A 21,972-nucleotide genomic window follows, 5' to 3' on the forward strand; every position below is an offset into this window, starting at 1 on the left:
CCCATTCCTAATCAGAGGCGGGGAAGATGGCCGGATCAGCCGCAGTTCTGGAAGATGACAGCCTGCTTAGTCGGCTGGATCGCGCTTTATTGCCGGTCGAGCGATTTTGTGCGCTGCTGAGTGGGTTGGCGATATTTTCGCTGATGTTTTTGGCCGCCTATTCGGTTACGGGGCGCAAATTCTTCGGCTCGCCGCTGATGGGCTATGTCGATTACATCGAGGCGGCGATGCCGATCATTGCGATTATGGGGATCAGCTATGTTCAGCGTGACGGCACACATGTGCGCATGGATATGCTGGTTGGGGCGCTGAAGGGGCGCACACTTTGGCTTTTTGAGCTGGTCTCGGTGTTGTTGATCCTGTTGTTGATGATCGCGCTGACATGGGGAGCGTGGGAGCATTTTGATCGCTCGTTTGATTGTTCGCGCCCGTGGTGCAGCCGCGATAGCTCGATTGATATTGGGCTGCCGACGTGGCCGTCAAAATTGGTGGTGCCGGTAGCTTTTGGCGTGTTGATTGTGCGGTTGCTCATTCAAATTGTCGGCTATGGGCGGGCGTTCGTGCTGGGGCTGGAAAATCCGGTGGCGGTGCCGTTGCACATGAGCGTGGAAGAACAAGCCAAGGCCGAGGCCGAAATTCTGGCGGGGCATGATTGATGGAACCGATTGAAATTGGCCTTTGGACCACTGGCGGGCTGTTGGTGATGGTTTTGATCGGTATGCGGGTGGCTTTTGCCGCCGCGATGGCGGGGTTTGTCGGGCTGGTCTGGCTGCGCTGGAACGGGTTTGATTATGATCCTGCGCGGTTTGGCAAGGCGCTGGAGATCAGCGTTCGGATTGCCGGGCTGACGCCGCATTCCAAGGTGAGCGCACAGGTGCTCAGCCTTATCCCGGTGTTTATTCTGATCGGTTATTTGGCCTATTACGCCAATCTGACCAAGGCGATGTTTGAGGCAGCCAAGAAATGGATCGCATGGGTGCCGGGAGGCCTTGCGGTATCGACGGTGTTTGCCACGGCTGGTTTCGCGGCGGTGTCGGGTGCCAGCGTTGCGACGGCGGCGGTGTTCGCCCGCATTGCCATCCCCGAGATGCTGAAAATCGGTTATAATAAGCAGTTTGCCGCCGGGGTTGTGGCCGCAGGTGGCACGTTGGCGAGCCTGATCCCACCCTCGGCGATTTTGGTGATCTATGCCATTATTGTTGAGCAGGATGTTGGTAAACTCTTGCTTGCCGGCTTTATTCCAGGGGCGTTTTCGGCGCTGGTCTATGCCACTCTGATCATCGGGATCGCGATGATTTGGAAGAATGTCGGCCCGCCGGTGGGCGGGTTTACCTGGCGCGAGCGGTTTGCTTCTCTGCCGCCCGCCTTGCCGATTGTGGCTGTGGTCGTGATCATCATCTTCTTTGTCTACAACCCGTTTGGCGAGGCCTGGGGCACGCCCACGGAAGGCGGCGCCGTGGGCGCGTTCATCGTCTTCTTGATGGCGCTTTATCGCGGTATGCGCTGGTCCGAACTGAAAGCGGCCCTGTTGGAGACTGCGAAGCTTACCGTGATGATCTTCTCGATCATCTGGGGCGTGTTGATCTATGTGCGCTTTCTCGGCTTTGCCGAACTGCCCGCGGCCTTTGCCGCGTGGATCACCTCGCTGACGCTTTCGCCTATGCTGATCCTTGTGTGCATTCTTCTGGCTTATGCGGTGCTGGGCATGTTCATGGATGCGATCGGGATGCTGCTGCTGACGCTGCCGGTGGTTTATCCGGCGGTGATGGCGCTGAATGGCGGCGAGATGGTCAGTGCGGCGGACAGCGCCTTTGGCATGTCGGGGCCGATGTGCGCGATTTGGTTCGGGATATTGGTGGTGAAGATGGCCGAGTTCTGTCTGATCACGCCGCCTATCGGGCTCAATTGTTTCGTGGTGGCCGGGGTGCGTGACGACCTGACAGTGCAGGACGTGTTTCGTGGTGTGACGCCGTTTTTCATTGCCGATGCGTTGACCATTGCCGGATTGGTTGCATTTCCGGGGATCGTACTCTGGTTGCCGTCGCTGGTCTGAGCCCGCGTCAGGGCTCGATCTGTGTCAGAAGCCATTCGGCGCGCGCGATCTGGTCGCGCACCGTGGTGAGCTTGCTTTCGATCCGGCTTTTCTTTGAGGCCTTCTCGGTGTCGTGCAGGTCGCGCAATAGGTCATTCTGCTTGGCTTCGAGTTTGGCTATGGCTTTATCGACATGCGAAGGCTTGATTTTCGCGGCCTTGCCGTCCTCAAGGCGACGGTAATACGAGTCGAGCTTTTCGGCGATTTTCTCAAGTCCCATGCTGTTCTCCTGCTGACTGGTGTGCGTTCAGGCCTTGTATGGCTCCGATATGAAACAGTTGTGTGACGCTTCTAGGCGAGGTCAGGGGTGAGTTTGCGTCTGTTGCGCCGGAGGGGTGTCCGCCAATTCCTTAACTTCTTCGTCGTCCAGCGTAAGAATGCGTTCGACCTCGGCCATCGCCTGTTCAGGTTCGATGTAATAGGCCCATGCGGCCCCCAGAAGATCGCGCATCGCGCTGTAGGCATAGTTGGAATCGTTCAAGAACGAAGTTGCCATCTTGGCGTCGATCTGGCGGGCGCGGATCAACCCGTCGATCGAGCTGTTGGTCTCTTGGGCGTCGCGTTCGACCTGAATGCGCTCCAGCTCCAGCCATAGGCTGGAGCGATCGTCGGGATCGGCCTGAGCAAGTTTGTCGATTTCCACGAGGATGCGCGCGATTTCCGTGCGCAACCCGTTGTAAAGATCAGTGATCACGCCCTGCGGCCGCTCGCTATAGCGCGTGGCGTTGCGGCGCAGGTGTTTGACGGATTTCACCGCCCGCACGATGCGCCCGGAGACATCGCGCATGGAATAGACATCTTCCATCACCTCGGGGGGCATATCTTTGGCGCCGACCCGCGTGGCGAATTCGATGATCGCTGAATAGAGCGTCTTGACCCGCTGTTCGTAGCGTTCATCGATGTCGAACTCGACCGGCGTGCGGCTGGCGGCGACGGTCGCGGCGATATCGCGGGACGTAAAGATCTCATGGCGGTGAAGGTTGAGCCCATGAATGATCAGCTCAACCGCATTGTCATAGAGGTGCTGAACCTCGTGGCGCATCGCGGTCTTGAAGGTCTGGGGAAATTCGTCAACGGCTTCGGAGAGGTACTTCGGCTGACTCAAATCATGGGCAGGTTGCAAGATAGCGCGTTCGAGAAGCGCGATCAGGCGATGTATGAGCGGCAGCATGATGATGAGGCCAAGAAGGTTGAAGATGGTGTGAAACACCGCGAGCTTCAGCGCGTAATCGGTGTCGGCAATGCCCACGCCGGAGCTGATGAAATCGACGGCCAGGCGAATTGGGCTGATGAAGATCAACGCAACGCCGGCGGTCACAAGATTGAAGATCAGATGCGCAAGGGCCAGTCGCTTGCCCTGAAAATTCGCGCTGAGAGCGCCGATGATTGCGGTGATCGTGGTGCCGATATTGGCACCAATGGCCAGCGCCAGCGCGTTTTCGTAAGAGATCTGTCCTGCGGCCAGCGCAGTGATGATCAGCACCATCGTGGCGTGGCTTGATTGCATGACCACCGTGGTGGCGGCCCCGAGCAGCGTATAGACCGTGAGCCCGAGCAGCCCGGTCAGCGCGAAGCGGGTCAGATCGAACTGGTCCTTGAAAGCTTCAAACCCTTCTTTCATGTGGTGGATGCCGAGAAACAGGAAGCCAAGCCCGGCCAGAACGAAGCCCGCGCCGCGCAGGTGTTTCGATTTCTGGAACACCAGCACGATGGCAATCGCCAGCATCGGCAGGGCATAGGCCGATATGTTCACCTTGAGGCCAAACCCGGCCACGAGCCAGGCGCCTGTTGTGGTGCCGATATTGGCGCCGAAGATGATTCCGACGCCGCTCAAGAGCGAGATCAGCCCCGCTGACAGGAACGAGATGGTGATGATTGAGACCAGCGAGCTTGATTGCATGATCGTGGTGGTCGCAATTCCGAAGGCTATGGATTTCGTCACCGATCTGGTGGCCTTTTCGAGGGTGCGTTCCAGAAACCCGCCGCTGAACAGCTTGAACCCGTCTTCGAGCATCAACATGCCGAACAGAAAGATCGCCACACCTGCGGCGATCTCCTGAAAGTCGGAGCTGGCCCAGAAGCCGAGCGAAAGCACCAGAAGGATGACCGGCAAAAGGAGTTTCTTTAGCATCGCCGAGCGCCCCCTGCGCCCCCTGCGCCCCATGGAGCCGTTGGCCCCGCTTGATCCGTATCTGATCGAGCTTTATTCATTCCACTCCCATTCATCGTCATTGACCGTCCCCTTCCGTCTGGACAGAGGCAAGCTTTGCAAGACGCGCCGCCGTGTGCAATCGGCGAACGGCGTGGCCTTTTGATTGCATGCCTGAGAACATGAAAAGCCGGGTTGCGCCATGAGATGGGTCAATATGAGGATCGGGAAGTGCTGCGACAACCGGCTGAAACCAACAGGTCAGGGCAGGGCGACGTTCGTGATTGTGCCAGGCGAACAAACGCAGGCGGGTCGGAACAATCCGTTTCGCGGCGCGGCCGTCAGGGAGCGTTGGTTGGCTGTGTGTTCAGCGCGTGGTGGGGCTGCTCAATTGATCACCCGCTCGGCCACGCGCATCCCCTCGGAGAGGCCGGAGGAAGGATAGAGGATAACGCGGTCGCCTTCGGACAATCCGCTTTTGACCTGTGCCTCGATTCCATTGTTGGGGCCGATCTCGATGTTGCGACGTTGAGCGATGTCATTCTCGACGACGAAAACAGCCCAGTTATCGCGGCTTCGAAACAGGGCACTGGCGGGGACGATCAGGGTGTCTTCGGAGTCCCATACGATGATCCGGGCCTCGACCCTGAAGCCATGACCAAGACCGGAGTAATCTGCGGGCGGGCTGGCGAAGGCGATCACTGCGTTCACGCGCTGCTCTTCGACGCCAAGGGCTGAATACTGGGTGATCCCGAACGGGTCGACCCGGATGACTTTGCCGGTCAGTTCTTTGGGGCCGCCCCAATCCGCAATGATCACCGGATCACCGATGGCGACCTGCACTGCATCGGTGGAAAGCAAGTCGACGACCACTTCCAGATCACTGGCAATGTCGCCGATTTCCATGATGGGCGCACCGGCGGGGAGGAAGGTTTCGCTCTGCTGGATGACCCTGAGAATGCGGCCATCTGCGGGGGCGTAGAGCGGGATATCATCAGCGGAAGCGCCTATGGCGGCGGCAAGGCGCTGATCGTCAAAGCCGATCAGCTGTGCCTGTGCGTTGGCGATTTCGGCCTCGCGCATGGCAATCGCGGCCTCAGCGGTATCGACCTTGGCCTGTGCCACGCGCGCCGCCTGTTGGCCACGTTCAAGCGCTGCGTCGGTCGAGATGCCGCGTTGAACCAGTTGTTCTATCCTTGCAAGTTCGGCTTGCGCCAGATCGCGATTGGCCAGGGCTGCATTCAGATCGGCGCGTGCGACGCGTAAGGCGGCTTGTGCAGCGGTTACGGCGGCAAGGGCCTGTTCGCGGGTGCGAATGTCGAGCGCGGCGGGATTGGAGGGGCGCATATGTGCCACAATGGTCTTACCGCGCGTAACCGGATCACCCGGTTGCACGCTGACGCGTTGAAGCTGCCCGGCAACCGGGGTCGAGACGATATAGGCATCGCGCACCCGGGTGCGGCCCTCTTCATCAATAGTCAGGCGCATGGTGCCGCGTGTCACCTCGCCCATATCGACCATCGTGGGCTTGGGCCAGAAGGCCGCCGCAAGAGCACCCGCGACCAGCGCAATCGCACCGATGGTCAGGAAAAGGCGAGATCGTTTCTTGGCTTTGGCCATAGTGGCTACTCCCTCGTTTTCAGCGCCGATACCAGATCGGCCCGGTCGATATCGCGTTTCACCAGCCAGCCAGAGGCGATGGCGGCACCGACCACCACCATCGCGGCAAAGCCATAGCTTTCTGGGTGGAAGATCGCAGGAATTTGATAGAGTTCAGTCGAGAATCCGGCGGCAATTGCGAAGGACAGGTAATAGCCCATCACCGCGCCGATCGGCAAAGCAACCAAAGTGACGACCGCCAGTTCGCCCAGAAGCACGAAAGCGGCCTCGCCATTGGTGAAGCCGATCACGCGCAGGCTTGCCAGATCGCGCGCACGTTCCGCATAGGCGATCCGTGCGGCGTTGTAGACGATACCGAAGGTGATGACGAAGGCAATCGCCCCCATGACATAGCGAATGGCGCCGGCTCCGGAATTCATCAGGTTCTTGAACGCCTTCAGGGCGTCGGACTTGAGGCTGACCCCAGCGACGGTGGGCATATCCTGCAATGCCGAGTAGATTTCGCCGGCAAGGGCTTCGTCGATGGCCAGATAGGCCCCTGAGACGCGGTTTGGTTCCCGCAATGCGCGGTTCAGCGCGTCAAGATCCATGTAGGCCGGTGAACCGAGCAGGCTTTCGGCCACACCGGTGACGGGGATTTGCAAGACAGGTTGGCGGCCCTCACGCACCTCGACGGTCAGCATCTGCCCCGGTCTGATATGCAGGATATCCGCCAGCCCGGTGGAGAGGACGATGCCGCCTTCGCGCATCTGGATTTCCGACAGGTCGGACTTGAGCGCGCGGTTGAGTTGTGCATGTGGCACCAGCCCGGTGATTGCGCCGCGATGTGTGAAGAGACCGTTGCGCAGCACCGCAGGAACTTGGCGCACCGGCTCGACCCGCGACACGCCGGGCATCCGCTGCAACTCGAATATCGTCTTTTCCGAAGCCGCGTGGGTGAAGCTGACCGATACGTCGCTGCGATCAATGACGCTGAAGGTGAGATCGAAGGTCCGGTCGAACCCGGCATATATGGTGATCATCGAAACGCTCAGCCCCATGCCACAGGCAATTCCGATCATCGCACCGGCCATCCGGCCCGGCTGCCGGGTGATGCGGCGCACCACCATTCGCGAGGGTTGATCCATCCAGCCGGTCAGGGAGCGTGCGACACCGCCCGCGCGACTGTAGTCGGGCGGTGTCGGGGCGGCCATCGCCGAGGCCGGGGTCAACGCGAAGACCCGGCGCAGCACCAACAATCCGCCGACCGACGCCGAAAGGACGCTGACGGTGACCCCGATGATGAAAGAGGCAGGATCGAGCTGAAACACCAGGAAAGGAAACTTGTAGTAGGCCGTATAGACTTCGATCAGCGCCCGCCCCCCGGCTATGCCCAAGAGGCACCCCAACAAAGCGCCGCCGATGGCAATTGCCAGCACCATCTTGAAGTAATGGGAGCCAACCTCGGCGTTGGTGTAGCCGAAGCCCTTCATCAGGCCGATTTCTTCGCGCTCGGACTGTACCATGCGGTTGATGACGATGTAGAGCAGGAAGGCCGCCACCGCGAGGAAGATCGGGGGCACCACGGCGGCGGATACCTCAAGCCCGTTGATCTCTTCGGTGATGAACCGGTTGGACATCAGGTCGGCCAAAGGATAGGCGCCGGTACCGCCGAAGGGGTCAAGGATACGGTCGACGGCACCTTGTACTGCCGCCTCGTTCGCGTCGCGCGACAGAGACAGCAGCGCCTCGTTAAAGGCGCCTTTCATGTCATAGGCCGCGGCAAGCGCCGAGCGGCTCATCCAGATCACACCGAAACGCGCGTCGTCGGGCATGAGCTCGCCCGGGGCGGTCGTATAGAGAAACTCGGGGCTTTGGGCCAGGCCGACAATGCGAAAGCTGCGCCGCGCGCCGTTCATCGTGGCTTCGATCCTGTCGCCCGGCTTGAGGCCATGAACCCGTGCAAACGACTGTAACAGCAGGATTTCGTCGCTATGGTCGCTGTCGATTATCCGCCCGTCGGTGAGAAAAACATCGTTAAGGCGCGGTGTGCGCAGATCGGGCAGGGACACCGCCTGGGCCTGCACCGGTAAATCCCGGCCGGGCAGGTCGATCAGCGCGCCGCCGACGACGCGGGGCTCGACTGCGCTGACCCCGTTGATGGCTGCCAGGCGCGTGGCAAGATGGTTCGGTGCGCGCGTGACTGGTGCAAAGACATCGGCCAGGCGGTAGCGTTCGTAATAGGTGGCCTTGGTTTCGCTCAGTGAGGTCACCAGCCCGGTCATCATGACCAGCATCGCCACACCGACGGCGATGACCATGCCGATTGCGCTTGCCTGGCCCTTCATGTGCCACAGGTCGCGCAGAAGTTTGCGATCGAGCGGGCTCACCAGTCGATCTCCTCTGGTGTCAGCTTGTTCTTGTTCACCACGACTTTGCGGATGTTGCCATCGGCGAAGTGAATCACCCGATCAGCCATGCCTGCCTGGCTGGCGGCGTGGGTGACGATCAGGACCGTGGCGCCCAGCTTCTCGTTGACGTTTTTCAGCACATTGAGCACTGCGCGCCCGGTCTTGCTGTCAAGTGCGCCGGTGGGTTCGTCGCAAAACAGCACCGTAGGATTCTTGGCGACGGCGCGCGCGATGGCCACGCGCTGTTGTTCGCCGCCCGAGAGCTGCGCGGGGAAATGATCAACCCGCTCGCGCAGGCCGACCATTGCGAGGGCTTCGTCGGGATCCATCGGATCGCGGGCGATCTCGGTAACAAGCTCGACGTTTTCGCGCGCGGTGAGGCTGGGCATCAGGTTGTAGAATTGAAACACGAAGCCAACGTGATCGCGCCGGTAGCGGGTCAGTTGTTTGTCGGTCATTCCGCTGAGGTTCTGGTCCTGAAAGTAGGCCTCTCCCTCGGAGGCGCGGTCGAGTCCGCCAATAATGTTCAGCAAGGTGGATTTGCCGCTGCCGGAAGGGCCGAGCAACACCACGATCTCGCCCTCGGGAATATCCAGATCGACACCTCTCAGGGCATGAACGGCCGAGCGACCTTCACCATAGACCTTGGTCAGTCCCTTGGTTGAAAATGTGGTCTTGCTCATGCCATGCTCGCATATATGCCGTTCAAGTATTGCTGAACGTACTGGACGGGTGCGGGGTTGAAAACTGTCTTGTCAACACCGTACCACGTAGGAGACGTTGGGTGAACAAGGTCAAAAGGACAGCCGCCGCAGAGTCGGCACGAGCGGACTTCATCGAGAAGATTGGCGTGATTGCGCAATCCGAGGGGGTGCCACGTATAGCGGGCCGGGTTCTGGCCATGTTGCTTTATGATGGAGAGCGGGTCTCCTTCGGGCAGCTTGCAGATGCCTTGCAGGTCAGCCGGGGTAGCGTCAGTTCAAGCGTGCGATTGCTTGAAAGCCAGCAGTTGATCAAGCGCGTGGCCAAGCCGGGCGACCGGCAGGATTATTTCCAGATGGTTGAAAGTGCGTTCGCCAACATGGTTGAGGCGTCAGTGACGCGTGTTCGTCGTGCAGCTGCTGAAATCGAAGAGTCCCTGAAAGATATTCCTGCGTCGGAGAAAGGCGCGCGCGCGCGCGTTGCCGAGTATGCTGCCTATTACCGCGCGATGGGTGACGGATTGGAAGCGACAGCAAGAGCGCTGCGCAAACAGAGCTGACTTGCGGACTGAGCATTGGCCCATGTGTGGACTAGGTGGATCGCAGCCTGCACTCTGGCGTGGATCGCTCTCGGCTGGTCTGTCGCCAGTCGCGCTCAGTCAGACATGATGGAGAGCGGGTCGCATCTCATTGCATGTTCCGATCAGCGGCTAGACCTTGCGGTGGGTGCGGTGGACAAGGCCGTGGCGGTGATGTCTGGTCCGGCGGTGGGGGATATTGGCCAAAAAGCGGTGCAACATTTTGGGTCTGGTGCAACAACGTATTGCAGCACCGGCTATAAAGAGGGCAAACAGCGCCGAAATCGAGGAAAACGGAAAATATGTCTGAGCACGCGGAGCGAACAAAACAAGTGAACACGCGCATCCGGCGGGCAGCGCGGCTTTCCGTGGCACCCATGATGGATTGGACGGATAGGCATTGCCGCTTTCTGCATCGGTTGTTGAGCCGCGAGGTATTGCTCTATTCGGAAATGGTGACGGCTGCGGCTCTGGTAAGGGGCGGTGCGGTGCATCTGTTGGGGTTTTCGCAAGAAGAACAACCTTTGGCACTGCAATTGGGCGGATCGGACCCCGGTGAGTTGGCACAAGCCGCACGAATGGCGGAGCGGGCGGGGTATGGCGAGATCAACCTCAATGTGGGCTGCCCCAGTGACCGGGTGCAATCGGGGACCTTTGGTGCAGTGTTGATGCGCGATCCCGATCTGGTGGCGCGCTGTTGTGACGCGATGCGCGACGCAGTTGATGTTGAGATCACCGTGAAATGCCGCATCGGCGTGGACGACCAAGTCCCGTCCACGGTGTTGCCTGATTTCATCGAAAGGGTTGCGGCGGTGGGTGTGAACCGCTTTGCAATCCATGCGCGCAAGGCGTGGCTTGAGGGGCTAAGCCCCAAGGAAAACCGCGATGTTCCGCCGCTGGACTATGACCTGGTGCTGGCGATAAAGGCGCGCTTTCCAGAGCTGCACCTGTCGGTCAATGGCGGGATAGAGACGCTGGACCAAGCCAAGGTGTTTCTGGACAAGGGAATGGACGGGGTAATGATTGGCAGGGCGGCATATCATCAACCTGCGGATATACTTGCCCGGGCAGATGCCGAGATATTCGGGATCAAGACGCCCCCGGCCGATCCGGTCGAGGTGGCGCGTAAGATGCTGCCTTATATCGAGGCACATTTGGCGCAGGGGGGGAAGCTGGCGCAGGTGACGCGGCACATGCTCGGGCTTTTCTCAGGGCGACCGGGCGCGCGGGCATGGCGTCGGGTATTGTCGGAAGGGGCGCATCGAAATGGGGCCGGGCCAGAATTGGTGGAAGCCGCGTTGGAGCAGATCACCGGCATGCGTGGCGCCGCATGAGCTTGCAATGGCTTGCCTTTGCCCGCAAGGAATGCTGAGTGGGTGGGCAAGACCAAGGGGAATTGAACATGTCGGAGATCTCGTTACTCGTCGCCATGGCGGGGTTGCTGGTGGTGATCGGAGGGATTGCCGGGGTTCTCGCGGGGCTTTTGGGGGTTGGTGGCGGGATCGTATTGGTGCCAGCGTTTTTTTATGCGTTTCAAACGCTTGGATATGACGGCCCCCAACTGATGCAGATCTGTCTGGCGACATCTCTGGCAACGATCATTGTCACTTCGGTGCGATCCGTCTTGAGCCACAACAAGAAGGGCGCGGTGGAATGGTCGATCCTGCGCGGCTGGGCTCCGGGAATTGTGGTGGGCGCGATATTGGGCATGCTGGTAGCGTCAAGCCTTCGGTCATCGACGTTGCAGGCCATCTTCGGCGTGCTGGGCTTGATCGTCGCGTTCTATCTGGCTTTTGGGCGACAATATTGGCGGCTGGGCGAAGAAATGCCCAAGGGGGTGGCGCGGGCGGCTATGTCTCCGGCGCTTGGCTTTATGTCGGTGCTAATGGGAATCGGGGGAGGGAGTTTTGGTGTTCCCGTCATGAGCCTGTACGGCACACCGATTCATCGGGCGGTGGCAACGGCGGCGGGGTTTGGCGTGATTATTGCGGTGCCCTCGGTGATCGGGTTTCTGTTTCTGCGGGTCGATCCGGCTGTGCGCCCACCGCTGACCATAGGCGCAGTGAACCTTGTCGCGTTTGCCATTGTTGTCACCATGACGATGATCACGGCGCCTGTGGGCGTCAAGCTGGCCCATGCGATGGACCCGAAACCTCTGAAGCGGATCTTTGCGGTGTTCCTGACGCTGGTGGCGTTGAACATGTTGCGCAAGACGCTCTGGGGGTAGAAAATCTTTGTTGAAGTGCCCCTTTTTGCGGCGTGCGTCTCCAAACACCACGTGGCGATAAGGGGCTTGGCACGCAACCGGCTGATGCGGTGCGGTCTGAAGAGGCGAAAGATGAGTATTTTGGGAAAAATGAAGAGCAGGCCCTTCGTCAGAACATCGCGCGTCGATCAGCTTTGCTTGAGACGGGCGGCACGGCCACCGCGGCGTTGCTGCAGACGCGTGCCGCGTGACGGCAGGTCGGCCATGATTGTGCGGCGCGCTTCGGGGCTAAGGCGTGACCAACAGGTTATTTCCTCGCCGGTCCGGTGACAGCCGATGCAAATACGTGCTTCGGGGTGGATGACGCAGATATTGACGCAGGGACTTTCGATTTCGTTACGGCTCCAGATGTCATCATTCATTTTTCATGTGTCCCAGTCGGTCCAGCAGCCCTTGCAGGATATATGAGGCGGCGACATGATCGATCACCTCGGCGCGACGCTTTCGTGACGTATCCGCCTCTAGGAGCGCGCGTTCGGCGGCGACAGTGGAGAGGCGTTCGTCCCAGAAGCTGATCGGCAGATCGGTGAGACGTGTGAGGTTGCGCGCAAATGCCCGGGTGGATTGGCAGCGCGGACCTTCGGAACCGTCCATATTGCGCGGCAGACCAAGCACGAGCCCGGTGAGGGTGCGATCCGTCACGATCTCGATCAGACGGGCGGCATCGAGCGAGAATTTGCGGCGGCGGATGGTTTCGAGAGGGGTCGCAACGGAGCGCAGCCCATCGGACACCGCGATGCCGATGGTCTTTTCCCCAAGATCGAGACCGGCCAGTGCGCCGATGGCGGGCAGGGAGGTGGCGAACTCGACAGAATCCTCGAAGATCATTCGCTCAGGCCAGCCGCCACAGCGGCGGCGCGAAGCGTGGCCATCGCGGCGGCGTCATCGCCGAGTGCCTGTTCTGCCTGAGCCAAGGCAGCCTGAGCAGCATCGCGGTTGCCAAGAGTGGATTGCGATGAAATCAGGCGCGCCCATTCTTCGGCTGTGCCACCTTCGCTGTTCAACCGTTCGGCCAGACCGTCGACCATGCCCTGGATCATTTCCTGGCGCTCTTCGGGCGACATATCGTCGGCGGCGGCCAAGTCGTCGGCGGAGGGGCCAGCGGGTGTGCCGACCGCTTCGGGTAGGCTGTAGCGCACGCCAGCGCGCCAGGCGAGTTCTTCGATCTGGGCACGGATGGCGGGCACCCAGGGCGCGTCAGGTGTGCTGTCTGACAGCAGCTGTTCCATCAGGCGAAAGGCAATGTCGGGGCGATCATTTTGAGCGTGCATGAGGGCAGTGAAATAGCGCGCGGGGGGAAAGCGAGGATCGCGTGTCAGTGTCTGTCTCAGAGCGTCTTCTGCCTCGGGTGAGACGTAGCCATCGGTGGCGCGGATCATCATTTCAGCCAGGGTTGCATAATCTGCGGCGGTGGCCGAGTCGCCCTTAATGCGGATTACCGCGGATTGCGCAGCATAGGAGGCCTTGTAGTTTCCAATCGACGCTTCGTTGCGCGCCAGAAGTTGTTGGCCCTGAAGATCATCGGGGCGGTCGGCCACGGTCTTGCGGAGTTTTTCCATCAAGTCGGCAAATCTCGGCTCCGGTGCTGTCGAGGGCTGTGTTGGGAACTGCGTTTCGGCTTCAGCCTGGGATGGGCGCTCGGCGCGCATCTGATCGGACGCTTCGATACGTGCCGTTAGGGGCGTGTCACGCGCACCGGGATTGCCCAAGAGCGGGTAGAGGAGTGCAGTGCCCCCCACAAGCCCCAGGACCACGATCGCCGATAGGGTTATGGTGGCGGTGCGGGGTTGAGAGGTGCCGACCATCGCCTTTTTCAACTGGGTATCTGCGGCCAGAATGCGGCGACCCACTTCGGCACGGATGCGCTCGGCGTCGTCCTGGGCGATGATGCCACGGGCGAGATCGCGCTCGACTTCGCTGAGTTGGTCGCGATAGACGCGCAGGTCGTATTCTGCCGGGTGCGCTTCGGCGGTCTTGGTGCGCAGGAGCGTCAGAACAAGAATGGTGGCCACAGCAATGGCCAGGGCAGCGGCAGTAATCCAGAAAACCATCGAACATCCCACTTTGTCGTCGAGTTCAGGGTCATGTAATGGCCCGCGGTCATGCATGGAAGGGCAAATGGTGAGGAACTGCACAGATGTCGCAATCGTATTGCATTATGACGGATGGAGGCGGGGTGAATTCCGGCACAGGAGGCAGTAATCTGATCAAGGGAATCCACCCATGGAATCGGGGGTCCGATGAGACGGTATTCAGCTTTTGCCGTGGCGCGAGAAGCGGCACGTTTTCACAGCGGATGGGAGCGCGCCTGGCGCTCGCCCACACCGAAGAAAAAATATGATGTCATCATCGTGGGCGCAGGCGGTCACGGGCTGGCCACGGCGTTTTATCTGGGCAAGAATTTCGGCATCACCAATGTGGCGATCATCGAAAAGGGATGGCTGGGGGGCGGCAATACCGGGCGCAATACTACAATCATTCGGTCGAATTATCTTCAAGACCCCTCGGCCGCGATCTATGAGAAAGCGCGCTCGCTCTATGAGACGATGTCGCAGGATCTGAACTATAACGTGATGTTCAGCCCGCGTGGGGTGCTGATGCTGGCTCAGACCGAACATGAGGTGCGCGGCTACAAGCGCACAGCGCATGCCAATATGCTGCAAGGGGTCGTGACCGAGTTTGTCGGGCCTGAGCGGGTGAAGGAGATCGTGCCGATCATTTCGATTGATGGGCCGCGCTATCCGGTTCTGGGCGCGCTCTGGCAGGCGCGTGGTGGTACCGGGCGGCATGACGCCGTGGCCTGGGGCTATGCGCGGGCATGTTCGGACATGGGCATGGATATTATTCAGCAATGCGAAGTCACCGGCGTGCGCCGTGAGGGTCACAAGGTGGTTGGCGTTGATACCACCAAGGGCGCGATTGATTGCGACAAGCTGGCCATGGTTGTGGCGGGTCACGCCGGGGTTCTGGCCGAGAAGGCAGGGTTTCGCCTGCCGCTTGAATCCGTGGCGTTGCAGGCTCTGGTGAGTGAGCCGATCAAGCCCTGCATGGACGTGGTGGTAATGGCCAACACGGTGCATGGCTATATGAGCCAGTCGGACAAGGGTGAGATGGTGATCGGTGGCGGCACGGATGGCTATAACAACTATACCCAGCGAGGCAGTTTTCATCATGTCGAGGAAACGGTGCGCGCGTTGGTTGAGACTTTCCCGATGATCAGCCGTCTCAAGATGCTGCGCCAATGGGGTGGGATTGTTGATGTAACTGGGGACCGCTCACCGATCCTGTCGAAAGCGCCGGTGGATGGCGTATTCATCAACTGTGGATGGGGCACGGGCGGGTTCAAGGCGATTCCCGGCTCGGGCTGGGGCTTTGCTGAGCTGATTGCCAAGGGGCAGTCACCGCTCTGCGACGCATTTGGGTTGAACCGGTTCCACGAGGGACGGTTTATCGATGAAAGCGTTGCGGCGGGAGTGGCGCATTGAACGCGGTGTTGGGTGATGTGGCCAAGATGGATCGCTTCAGGAATACGCCTATGAAAGTTGAAGAAACTCATTATTCGGCAGGGCTTGGCCGATTGCAGGTGCAGAAAAGCGCGGGTTTCAGCGTGGATCGACCGGGGATTTCCGCTCATATTGGACGGACGGGGCGGGGTGGCGCAGCATGGGTGTGTTCTCGAAAGGAGGATACACCATGTCAAACTTCGACTATGAAACCAACGCCCGGAAACCCGAAATGGGCGGCACGTCAGGCGGCCTCGGGCTATTGCTTTTGCTGCTTGTCGTTATCGGGCTTCTGGCGCTGTTCAGCTTCTTTGGGGGCGGCGGCGCGCCGGATGTCTCGGGGCAAACAGGTGCGCCGGTCGCACCCGCAACGGCGGTCGACTAACCCCGGATCAATCCACAATCACATGCTTTCAGGCGGGTGCCATTTGGCGCCTGCCCATTTTTTGTGCCTGAATACCCGCGAGGGTGTTCATGGGAAGTCCAATCAGAGGAGCATCTTGTCATGCTGATCCTTGACTGCCCCTGCTGTGGGGTGACAGCGGAAGAAACCGAATTTCATGCGGGTGGCGAAGCGCATATCAAGCGGTTTGGGCCGGGATCTTCGGATGAGGATTTCCATGATTACCTGTTTGCCAAGGAAAACCCCAAGGGTGTGCATTTCGAGCGTTGGCGGCACGTGAATGGCTGTGGCAAGTGGTTCCATCTTGCGCGCTGCACCGCGACGCTGGAGGTGTTTGGGGCTTATAGCGCGCAGACCTTCGAGCCGCCTAAAGAGTTACGCGACAAGATTTCGGCCAAACGTCCGGGATGGTCATGGAGGGAGTTCGCATGAGCACACGCCTTGCCACGGGTGGGCGGCTGATTGACCGCTCGAAACAGGTTTCTTTCCGTTTTAACGGCAAGCAGATGGTCGGGTATGAGGGTGATACCCTGGCGGCGGCTTTGCTCGCCAATGACCAGATGATGATGGGCCGGTCGTTCAAATACCACCGCCCGCGTGGCGTGGTGGCGAGCGGGGCCGAAGAGCCCAATGCGCTGGTCAATCTGGGTGAGGGCGGTCGATTTGAGCCGAACCAGCGCGCAACGACCACCGAGATATTCGATGGGCTGACCGCCACGAGCCAGAACCATTGGCCGAGCCTGGAGTTTGATGTGGGCGCAATCAACAACGCGGTCGCGCGCTTCCTTCCTGCGGGGTTTTACTACAAGACCTTCATGTTTCCGCGGTTTGCCTGGAAACATCTTTACGAGCCGATCGTGCGGCATTCGGCGGGGCTGGGCCGGGTGCCCAAAGAGCGCGATGTCGATACCTATGAGCATTACTACGCATTCTTTGACGTGGTGGTGATCGGCGGTGGTGTGGCCGGGTTGCAGGCCGCGAAGTTGGCCGGGCGGGCCGGGGCCAAAGTGCTGTTGATGGAGCAGACTGCGCATTGGGGCGGGCGCGCGCCGGTGGATGGCGGCAAGGTTGACCATGCGCCTGTGGAGAAGTTTGTGGAGGGAATTGTTTCAGAGCTGAAAACAATGCCCAACGTGACGCTGCGCAACCGGATGATGGGGGCAGGAGTTTATGACCATGGCTATGTGCTGGGTTATGAGCGGTTGCGCGATCATTGCCCCGAGGAGGCCGGGCCGAGGCATCGGCTTTGGCGGATCAGGGCGGGGCGGATCATCACCGCCACCGGCGCCATCGAGCGCCCGCTGAGCTTTGCCGGGAATGATATTCCTGGCGTGATGCTGGCCGGTGCATTGCGCGATTATATTGTCGATTACGGTATTAGCCCGGGCGACCGTGTGGTGGTTGTTACCAACAATGACGACGCCTATCGCACTGCGATTGCCGTTAAAAATGCCGGTTTGGCTGTGCCGGTCGTGATTGATGCCCGCAACAATGGTGGCGGGGCGTTGGCCGATATGGCGCGCGACTTGGGTGTTCGCGTCGAATGCGGCAAGGCAATTTCCAAGGTGCTGGGCAACAAGCGCGTGACCGGTGTGGCAATCTGTTCGCAGGCCGGCGAAGGCGCGGTGGAAGAGGAAATTGCCTGTGACGTGGTGGCGATGTCGGGCGGATGGTCGCCAGTGGTGCATCTGTGGTCACATTGCGGTGGCAAGCTGAGGTGGGACGAGCAACAGGCGAATTTCCGCCCGGATGGGGATAAGCCGCCGCTGGGAGCGGATGGCGCCGGGTTCGTTCTGGCCGCAGGGGCTGCCAATGGCGAGATGTCGCTGGGGGCGATCCTTGCCGATGCAAGCCAGGCGGGGGAACGGGCCGCGGCGCAGACAGGGCATAAGTCGAAGCGCGCTGCTACACCTCAGGCGGAGAGAAGTGACGAGGCTCCCATGGAACCTGTCTGGTTGATGCCACATGGGGCAGGACCCAAGCTGCGCGCCAAGGCCTGGCTGGATTATCAGAACGATGTGAAGGTCAGTGATGTGCAACTGGCAGCGCGCGAAGGGTATGAGAGCGTCGAACACACCAAGCGGTATACGACGCTGGGCATGGCGACGGATCAAGGGAAGCTGAGTAATGTCAATGGATTGGCCACGTTGGCCGGGGCATTGAATGCGCCGATCCCAGCGGTCGGCACCACCACTTTCCGCCCTCCCTATACGCCGATCTCGTTTGGCGCGATTGCCGGCGAGGCGCGCGCCGAAACCTTCCAGCCGCTCAGACGCACGCCGATGCATGACTGGCATGTGGAGGCCGGGGCGCATTGGGAGCCGGTGGGCCAATGGCGACGGCCTTATTGCTATCCCAAAACCGGGGAAAGCCATGGCGACGCAGTGAGCCGGGAAATCAATCAGACCCGGTCGAGTCTCGGGCTGCTTGATGCTTCGACGCTGGGTAAGCTGATCGTAAAGGGGCCGGATGCGGGCAAGTTTCTCGACATGCTCTACACCAATATGATGAGCACGTTGAAACCGGGCAAATGCCGCTATGGGCTGATGTGCAGTGAAAACGGCTTTCTGATGGATGACGGCGTGGTGGCGCGGCTGGATGAGGATACCTTCCTGTGCCACACCACAACGGGGGGCGCTGAACGTATTCACGGCCATATGGAAGAATGGTTGCAAACCGAGTGGTGGGATTGGCAAGTCTATGTCGCCAACGTGACCGAGCAATGGGCGCAGATCGCGGTGGTCGGTCCAAATGCCCGGAAAGTCTTGGAAAAGCTGAGCGAGGATGATTTGAGCGCCGAGGCGTTGCCTTTCATGACCTGGAAGGATGTGACGCTAAGCCGCGTCAAGGCGAGAGCATTCAGGATTTCGTTCTCTGGTGAGTTGAGCTACGAAATTGCCGTGCCCGCCAGCCATGGTCGCGCCATTTGGGACAAGTTGCTGGCGGCCGGTAATGAGTTTGGCGTGACACCTTATGGAACGGAGGCCCTGCATGTGATGCGGGCTGAGAAGGGTTTTATAATGATCGGGGATGAAACCGATGGCACTGTGATCCCACAGGATCTCGGGCTGCACTGGGCGCTGTCGAAGAAAAAAGACGACTATCTCGGGAAACGCGCACAAACACGCAGTCACATGGCCGACCCTGACCGTTGGAAGCTTGTCGGACTTGAAACGTTGGATGGTGCGGTTCTGCCTGATGGGGCCTATGCGGTGGGGGCAGGTGAAAACCTCAACGGTCAGCGCAATGTGCAGGGTCGCGTTACCTCGACCTATTACAGTCCAACGTTGGACAAGGGCATCGCAATGGGGCTGGTGTTGCATGGGCCTGATCGCATGGGTGAGGTTCTGAGTTTCCCTGGCACCGACGGGACGACCTATGAGGCGCGGATTGTTGATCCGGTGTTTTATGACAAGGAAGGGGAGAAGCAGAATGTCTGAGGTTGTCAGTGCGCTGCCCGGGGCCCGGTTTGACGGGATTGCCCTTGTTGAGGAGGCTGGGCCGGTGGGGATGATCACCATTCGCGGCAGGTTAAGCGATAAGGGTTTCGCGAAGGTCTTGAAAAAACAGTGTGGTCTAGCCGTGCCGGGGCAACGCAAAGTGGTGCAGGGTGGCGGCAAGACGTTGATCTGGATGTCACCGGACGAGCTTTTGTTGGTTCTGCCGTATGACGCGGCAGATACGGAGATTGCAGCGCTAAACGAGGCGCTGAGCGGGACGCATACATTGGCGGTCAACGTATCGGATGCGCGCGCAGTTTTTGACGTAAGCGGCGCGCAGGCGCGTGATGTGCTGGCCAAGCTGTTTCCCGTGGATCTCTCGACGGACGCGTTTGGGATGGGCATGATCCGACGCTCGCGCATGGCGCAGGTTCCGGCGGCTTTGTGGATGGAAGGTGCAGACCGGTTCCGCGTTGTCTGTTTCCGTTCCGTCGCGCAATACGCCTTTGATGTTCTGAGCGTAGCCGCCGCGCCGGGCAGCGAGGTGGGCTTGCACGCTTGAGTGTAACCTGTCGGTGCATGGATACTCGGTGGGCCGTCCAGTAAAGGACAGGCCTTGGGATAGATTGCTGTCAGCGGTAAACCTTGAGTGTTTTACCCGGAAATCTGCGCGGCCCTCTTGACCTTTCACCGGGTTGTCCCCCACATGAGGTTAATAGATTAACATGAACAAGAAGGGGCTGACCCATGGCTTTCGAACTTCCTGATCTTCCTTACGCGCATGACGCACTGGCCGCAGATGGCATGAGCGCCGAGACGATGGAGTATCACCACGACCTGCACCACAAGGCCTATGTCGACAACGGCAACAAGCTGATTGAAGGCACGGAATGGGCGGGCAAGAGCCTCGAAGAAATCATCACCGGCACTTATGACAAGGGTGCGGTGGCGCAAAGCGGGATTTTCAACAACATCAGCCAGCTTTGGAACCACAACCAGTTCTGGGAGATGATGGGACCGGGCGCGAGCAAGATGCCGGGTGAGTTGGACAAGGCAATTACCGAGAGCTTCGGTTCTGTCGATGAATTCAAATCGCAATTTGCTGCTGCGGGTGCCGGGCAGTTCGGTTCTGGCTGGTGCTGGTTGGTGAAAGACACGGATGGCAGCCTGAAGGTGACCAAGACAGAGAATGGCGTTAACCCGCTCTGCTTTGGGCAAACCGCGCTTCTGGGTTGTGACGTGTGGGAGCATTCCTATTACATCGACTTCCGCAACAAGCGTCCGGCTTATCTGGATAACTTCCTCAACAAGCTGGTGAACTGGGAAAACGTGGCTTCGCGCCTCTGAGCCTTTCCGCAAACCAAAAAAGAGTTTCTGCGCCCTCCGATACTCATCGGGGGGCGTTTTCTTTTGACGCACTTGGAACATCACCGGCGGGCGCTGCGTTTGTTCGTTAAGCTGCTTTGAAAGGAGAGATATCATGGCAGAACGAAAACGTTCCAAGGACAAGAGCCGCGATAGCGAGAAGATTCTGGGCGATCAAACAGCGATCAGCCAGCAAGGCAGGTCGGGTGGCGACTTGGCGCGCAAAGTTGCGACGCGAGACGAGGAAAAACGATCGAATGAGCGTCCGGCAGGCGTAACGCGTGTCACGAAGCAAGATGAGATTGATACAGGCACAGATCGGAAAGGCGAATGAATGGCTATTTTGACAAAAGGCACTTGGGTGTTGATCGCCAACAGCGAAAAGGCGCTTTTCTTGCGCAATGACCTTGATGCGCAAGATCCCGATTTGAACGTTGTTCGCAAAGACGAACAGGATAATCCATCTGACAGGGAGCAATCCGCCAACCGGCCCGGGCGCAAGCCTGATACCGGGGTCAATCAGTTCTCGGCGATGGATGACACCGATTGGCACGAGTTGGCCAAGGAACGTTTTGCAAACGATCTTGCCGCCCGGCTCTATGAGTTTGCGCATAAGGGCGCGTTTGATCGCATTGTGTTGGTAGCAGGACCCAACGTGCTTGGCGCGTTGCGCAAGGAATTGCACAAAGAGGTGCAGGATCGGGTGGTTGCGGAGCTCGACAAGGATCTGACGAACCACCCGCTCGACAAGGTTGAGGAAATGCTCAAGGAAGAGCTGGATCCGGCGCTTTGAAGTCTGGGGCCACAGCTGTCAGGTTAAGGTTTCGTGCAATTTTTCTATCAGGCTTTCCACGCTAGGCGCGACGTGAATGAAACTCTTTAGGGAGCTTTCTGCGAAACCTTCATCGATGACATGATCCAGCAGCTTGATGAGGGGCTCCCAGTAATCTTCTGTGTTCAATAGGAAAATGGGTTTGGCGTGCAATCCGAGTTGTCGCCAAGTGAGCGCTTCGAAGAATTCATCAAGCGAGCCGGCACCACCAGGCAGCATGACGATGGCGTCGGAATTCATGAACATCACCTTCTTGCGCTCGTGCATGTTCTCGGTGATGACAAATTGCGTCAGGTCGCGCTTGCCGACCTCAAGCTGCATCAGATGCACCGGAATGACGCCGAAGGTTTTGCCGCCCGCCAATTGAGCTGAACGCGCCACGGCACCCATCAGCCCGATATCGCCTGCGCCATAGACCAGCCGCCAACCTTCACCTGCAAGTGCCGTTCCCAGGCGCGTGGCTGTCTCCATATAGGAGGGGCGTGCACCGGCGCGCGAGCCGCAGTAGACGCAGATGGAAGGCTGGCTGGGTGATGCGGTCATCGTGTTAAAGCTCCCGAGGGGCAAGAGAGGGTTTTGACCCGTGTTATCCTTGTTGATAAACAGGCTCAACCGTGCTGGAACTTCTGTGTG

At 59.5% G+C, this 21,972-nt stretch carries 22 protein-coding genes; 13 read left to right on the forward strand and 9 right to left on the reverse strand.

Going from position 1 to position 21,972, the window contains the following annotated elements; all coding sequences use genetic code 11:
* Positions 1-26 precede the first annotated feature (26 nt).
* The gene (locus LZG00_18870; GenBank protein ID MCF3596049.1) at positions 27-656 is read left to right on the forward strand and encodes a TRAP transporter small permease; all 630 of its coding nucleotides are present in this window, start codon (positions 27-29) and stop codon (positions 654-656) included.
* The gene (locus LZG00_18875; GenBank protein ID MCF3596050.1) at positions 656-2,053 is read left to right on the forward strand and encodes a TRAP transporter large permease; all 1,398 of its coding nucleotides are present in this window, start codon (positions 656-658) and stop codon (positions 2,051-2,053) included. The genes LZG00_18870 and LZG00_18875 overlap by 1 nt, the downstream gene beginning before the upstream one ends.
* 7 nt (positions 2,054-2,060) lie before the next feature.
* On the opposite strand, the gene LZG00_18880 is transcribed toward LZG00_18875, so the two are convergent.
* From LZG00_18880 to LZG00_18900, 5 genes are all read right to left on the reverse strand, one after another.
* Positions 2,061-2,312 (reverse strand): hypothetical protein, encoded by a 252-nt coding sequence (locus tag LZG00_18880; protein ID MCF3596051.1) that lies wholly within the window; start codon positions 2,310-2,312, stop codon positions 2,061-2,063.
* Between the two features lie 81 nt (positions 2,313-2,393).
* Complete coding sequence (locus LZG00_18885; protein MCF3596052.1) at positions 2,394-4,223, reverse strand: Na/Pi symporter; 1,830 nt, start codon at positions 4,221-4,223, stop codon at positions 2,394-2,396.
* A gap of 405 nt (positions 4,224-4,628) precedes the next feature.
* Entirely contained in the window at positions 4,629-5,861 is a 1,233-nt protein-coding gene (locus tag LZG00_18890) for an HlyD family efflux transporter periplasmic adaptor subunit (protein ID MCF3596053.1), read from the reverse strand.
* A gap of 5 nt (positions 5,862-5,866) precedes the next feature.
* Complete coding sequence (locus LZG00_18895; protein ID MCF3596054.1) at positions 5,867-8,230, reverse strand: FtsX-like permease family protein; 2,364 nt, start codon at positions 8,228-8,230, stop codon at positions 5,867-5,869.
* Positions 8,227-8,934, reverse strand: a complete 708-nt coding sequence (locus LZG00_18900) for an ABC transporter ATP-binding protein (protein ID MCF3596055.1) — start codon at positions 8,932-8,934, stop codon at positions 8,227-8,229. The genes LZG00_18895 and LZG00_18900 overlap by 4 nt, the downstream gene beginning before the upstream one ends.
* Positions 8,935-9,035: 101 nt before the next feature.
* On the opposite strand from LZG00_18900, the gene LZG00_18905 reads away from it, so the two are divergent.
* The 3 genes from LZG00_18905 (at position 9,036) to LZG00_18915 (ending at position 11,757) form a co-directional block, all read left to right on the forward strand.
* Positions 9,036-9,512 (forward strand): MarR family transcriptional regulator, encoded by a 477-nt coding sequence (locus tag LZG00_18905; GenBank protein ID MCF3596056.1) that lies wholly within the window; start codon positions 9,036-9,038, stop codon positions 9,510-9,512.
* Positions 9,513-9,832: 320 nt separating this feature from the next.
* The gene (gene dusA, locus LZG00_18910) at positions 9,833-10,864 is read left to right on the forward strand and encodes a tRNA dihydrouridine(20/20a) synthase DusA (GenBank protein ID MCF3596057.1); all 1,032 of its coding nucleotides are present in this window, start codon (positions 9,833-9,835) and stop codon (positions 10,862-10,864) included.
* 68 nt (positions 10,865-10,932) lie between these two features.
* Positions 10,933-11,757: a sulfite exporter TauE/SafE family protein gene (locus LZG00_18915; protein ID MCF3596058.1), complete on the forward strand. Its 825-nt coding sequence runs from the start codon at positions 10,933-10,935 to the stop codon at positions 11,755-11,757.
* A gap of 167 nt (positions 11,758-11,924) precedes the next feature.
* On the opposite strand, the gene LZG00_18920 is transcribed toward LZG00_18915, so the two are convergent.
* Genes LZG00_18920 through ccmI form a run of 3 tightly spaced genes read right to left on the reverse strand, consistent with a single transcriptional unit; the run spans position 11,925 to position 13,847 of the window.
* The gene (locus tag LZG00_18920; protein MCF3596059.1) at positions 11,925-12,158 is read right to left on the reverse strand and encodes a DUF1289 domain-containing protein; all 234 of its coding nucleotides are present in this window, start codon (positions 12,156-12,158) and stop codon (positions 11,925-11,927) included.
* The gene (gene ruvX / locus LZG00_18925) at positions 12,151-12,624 is read right to left on the reverse strand and encodes a Holliday junction resolvase RuvX (GenBank protein MCF3596060.1); all 474 of its coding nucleotides are present in this window, start codon (positions 12,622-12,624) and stop codon (positions 12,151-12,153) included. Before ruvX ends, LZG00_18920 begins: the two co-directional genes overlap by 8 nt.
* Entirely contained in the window at positions 12,621-13,847 is a 1,227-nt protein-coding gene (gene ccmI / locus LZG00_18930; protein ID MCF3596061.1) for a c-type cytochrome biogenesis protein CcmI, read from the reverse strand. Before ccmI ends, ruvX begins: the two co-directional genes overlap by 4 nt.
* A 189-nt stretch (positions 13,848-14,036) precedes the next feature.
* Between ccmI and LZG00_18935 the strand changes: the two genes are divergently transcribed.
* The 8 genes from LZG00_18935 (at position 14,037) to LZG00_18970 (ending at position 21,300) form a co-directional block, all read left to right on the forward strand.
* On the forward strand, positions 14,037-15,281 hold the full coding sequence (locus LZG00_18935) for a sarcosine oxidase subunit beta family protein (protein MCF3596062.1): 1,245 nt from the start codon (positions 14,037-14,039) through the stop codon (positions 15,279-15,281).
* A gap of 208 nt (positions 15,282-15,489) precedes the next feature.
* Positions 15,490-15,684 carry a hypothetical protein gene (locus LZG00_18940; GenBank protein MCF3596063.1) on the forward strand — a complete coding sequence of 65 codons (195 nt, stop codon included), beginning with the start codon at positions 15,490-15,492 and terminating at the stop codon, positions 15,682-15,684.
* Between the two features lie 120 nt (positions 15,685-15,804).
* Positions 15,805-16,134, forward strand: a complete 330-nt coding sequence (locus LZG00_18945) for a sarcosine oxidase subunit delta (protein ID MCF3596064.1) — start codon at positions 15,805-15,807, stop codon at positions 16,132-16,134.
* Positions 16,131-19,142, forward strand: a complete 3,012-nt coding sequence (locus tag LZG00_18950) for a sarcosine oxidase subunit alpha family protein (GenBank protein ID MCF3596065.1) — start codon at positions 16,131-16,133, stop codon at positions 19,140-19,142. The genes LZG00_18945 and LZG00_18950 overlap by 4 nt, the downstream gene beginning before the upstream one ends.
* On the forward strand, positions 19,135-19,704 hold the full coding sequence (locus tag LZG00_18955; protein ID MCF3596066.1) for a sarcosine oxidase subunit gamma: 570 nt from the start codon (positions 19,135-19,137) through the stop codon (positions 19,702-19,704). Before LZG00_18950 ends, LZG00_18955 begins: the two co-directional genes overlap by 8 nt.
* A gap of 185 nt (positions 19,705-19,889) precedes the next feature.
* A complete protein-coding gene (locus LZG00_18960) occupies positions 19,890-20,489 on the forward strand; it encodes a superoxide dismutase (protein ID MCF3596067.1) in 600 nt (199 codons plus the stop codon).
* A 133-nt stretch (positions 20,490-20,622) separates the two neighbouring features.
* Positions 20,623-20,841, forward strand: a complete 219-nt coding sequence (locus LZG00_18965; protein MCF3596068.1) for a hypothetical protein — start codon at positions 20,623-20,625, stop codon at positions 20,839-20,841.
* Positions 20,842-21,300 (forward strand): host attachment family protein, encoded by a 459-nt coding sequence (locus LZG00_18970; protein ID MCF3596069.1) that lies wholly within the window; start codon positions 20,842-20,844, stop codon positions 21,298-21,300.
* A gap of 18 nt (positions 21,301-21,318) precedes the next feature.
* Here the strand turns inward: LZG00_18970 and LZG00_18975 are convergent, their stop codons facing one another.
* Complete coding sequence (locus tag LZG00_18975; protein MCF3596070.1) at positions 21,319-21,882, reverse strand: TIGR00730 family Rossman fold protein; 564 nt, start codon at positions 21,880-21,882, stop codon at positions 21,319-21,321.
* Between the last annotated feature and the right edge of the window lie 90 nt (positions 21,883-21,972).

Source organism: Rhodobacteraceae bacterium LMO-JJ12 (genome assembly GCA_021555075.1).
Taxonomy (GTDB): Bacteria; Pseudomonadota; Alphaproteobacteria; order Rhodobacterales; family Rhodobacteraceae; genus JAKGBX01.

Bases quoted from the DNA above. Each gene is read 5' to 3' on its own strand.
- LZG00_18870 (MCF3596049.1), top strand. From the start codon at position 27: ATGGCCGGATCAGCCGCAGTTCTGGAAGATGACAGCCTGCTTAGTCGG.
- LZG00_18875 (MCF3596050.1), top strand. From the start codon at position 656: ATGGAACCGATTGAAATTGGCCTTTGGACCACTGGCGGGCTGTTGGTG.
- LZG00_18880 (MCF3596051.1), bottom strand. From the start codon at position 2,312: ATGGGACTTGAGAAAATCGCCGAAAAGCTCGACTCGTATTACCGTCGC.
- LZG00_18885 (MCF3596052.1), bottom strand. From the start codon at position 4,223: ATGCTAAAGAAACTCCTTTTGCCGGTCATCCTTCTGGTGCTTTCGCTC.
- LZG00_18890 (MCF3596053.1), bottom strand. From the start codon at position 5,861: ATGGCCAAAGCCAAGAAACGATCTCGCCTTTTCCTGACCATCGGTGCG.
- LZG00_18900 (MCF3596055.1), bottom strand. From the start codon at position 8,934: ATGAGCAAGACCACATTTTCAACCAAGGGACTGACCAAGGTCTATGGT.
- dusA (MCF3596057.1), top strand. From the start codon at position 9,833: ATGTCTGAGCACGCGGAGCGAACAAAACAAGTGAACACGCGCATCCGG.
- LZG00_18915 (MCF3596058.1), top strand. From the start codon at position 10,933: ATGTCGGAGATCTCGTTACTCGTCGCCATGGCGGGGTTGCTGGTGGTG.
- LZG00_18920 (MCF3596059.1), bottom strand. From the start codon at position 12,158: ATGAATGATGACATCTGGAGCCGTAACGAAATCGAAAGTCCCTGCGTC.
- ruvX (MCF3596060.1), bottom strand. From the start codon at position 12,624: ATGATCTTCGAGGATTCTGTCGAGTTCGCCACCTCCCTGCCCGCCATC.
- ccmI (MCF3596061.1), bottom strand. From the start codon at position 13,847: ATGGTTTTCTGGATTACTGCCGCTGCCCTGGCCATTGCTGTGGCCACC.
- LZG00_18935 (MCF3596062.1), top strand. From the start codon at position 14,037: ATGAGACGGTATTCAGCTTTTGCCGTGGCGCGAGAAGCGGCACGTTTT.
- LZG00_18940 (MCF3596063.1), top strand. From the start codon at position 15,490: ATGTCAAACTTCGACTATGAAACCAACGCCCGGAAACCCGAAATGGGC.
- LZG00_18945 (MCF3596064.1), top strand. From the start codon at position 15,805: ATGCTGATCCTTGACTGCCCCTGCTGTGGGGTGACAGCGGAAGAAACC.
- LZG00_18950 (MCF3596065.1), top strand. From the start codon at position 16,131: ATGAGCACACGCCTTGCCACGGGTGGGCGGCTGATTGACCGCTCGAAA.
- LZG00_18955 (MCF3596066.1), top strand. From the start codon at position 19,135: ATGTCTGAGGTTGTCAGTGCGCTGCCCGGGGCCCGGTTTGACGGGATT.
- LZG00_18960 (MCF3596067.1), top strand. From the start codon at position 19,890: ATGGCTTTCGAACTTCCTGATCTTCCTTACGCGCATGACGCACTGGCC.
- LZG00_18965 (MCF3596068.1), top strand. From the start codon at position 20,623: ATGGCAGAACGAAAACGTTCCAAGGACAAGAGCCGCGATAGCGAGAAG.
- LZG00_18970 (MCF3596069.1), top strand. From the start codon at position 20,842: ATGGCTATTTTGACAAAAGGCACTTGGGTGTTGATCGCCAACAGCGAA.
- LZG00_18975 (MCF3596070.1), bottom strand. From the start codon at position 21,882: ATGACCGCATCACCCAGCCAGCCTTCCATCTGCGTCTACTGCGGCTCG.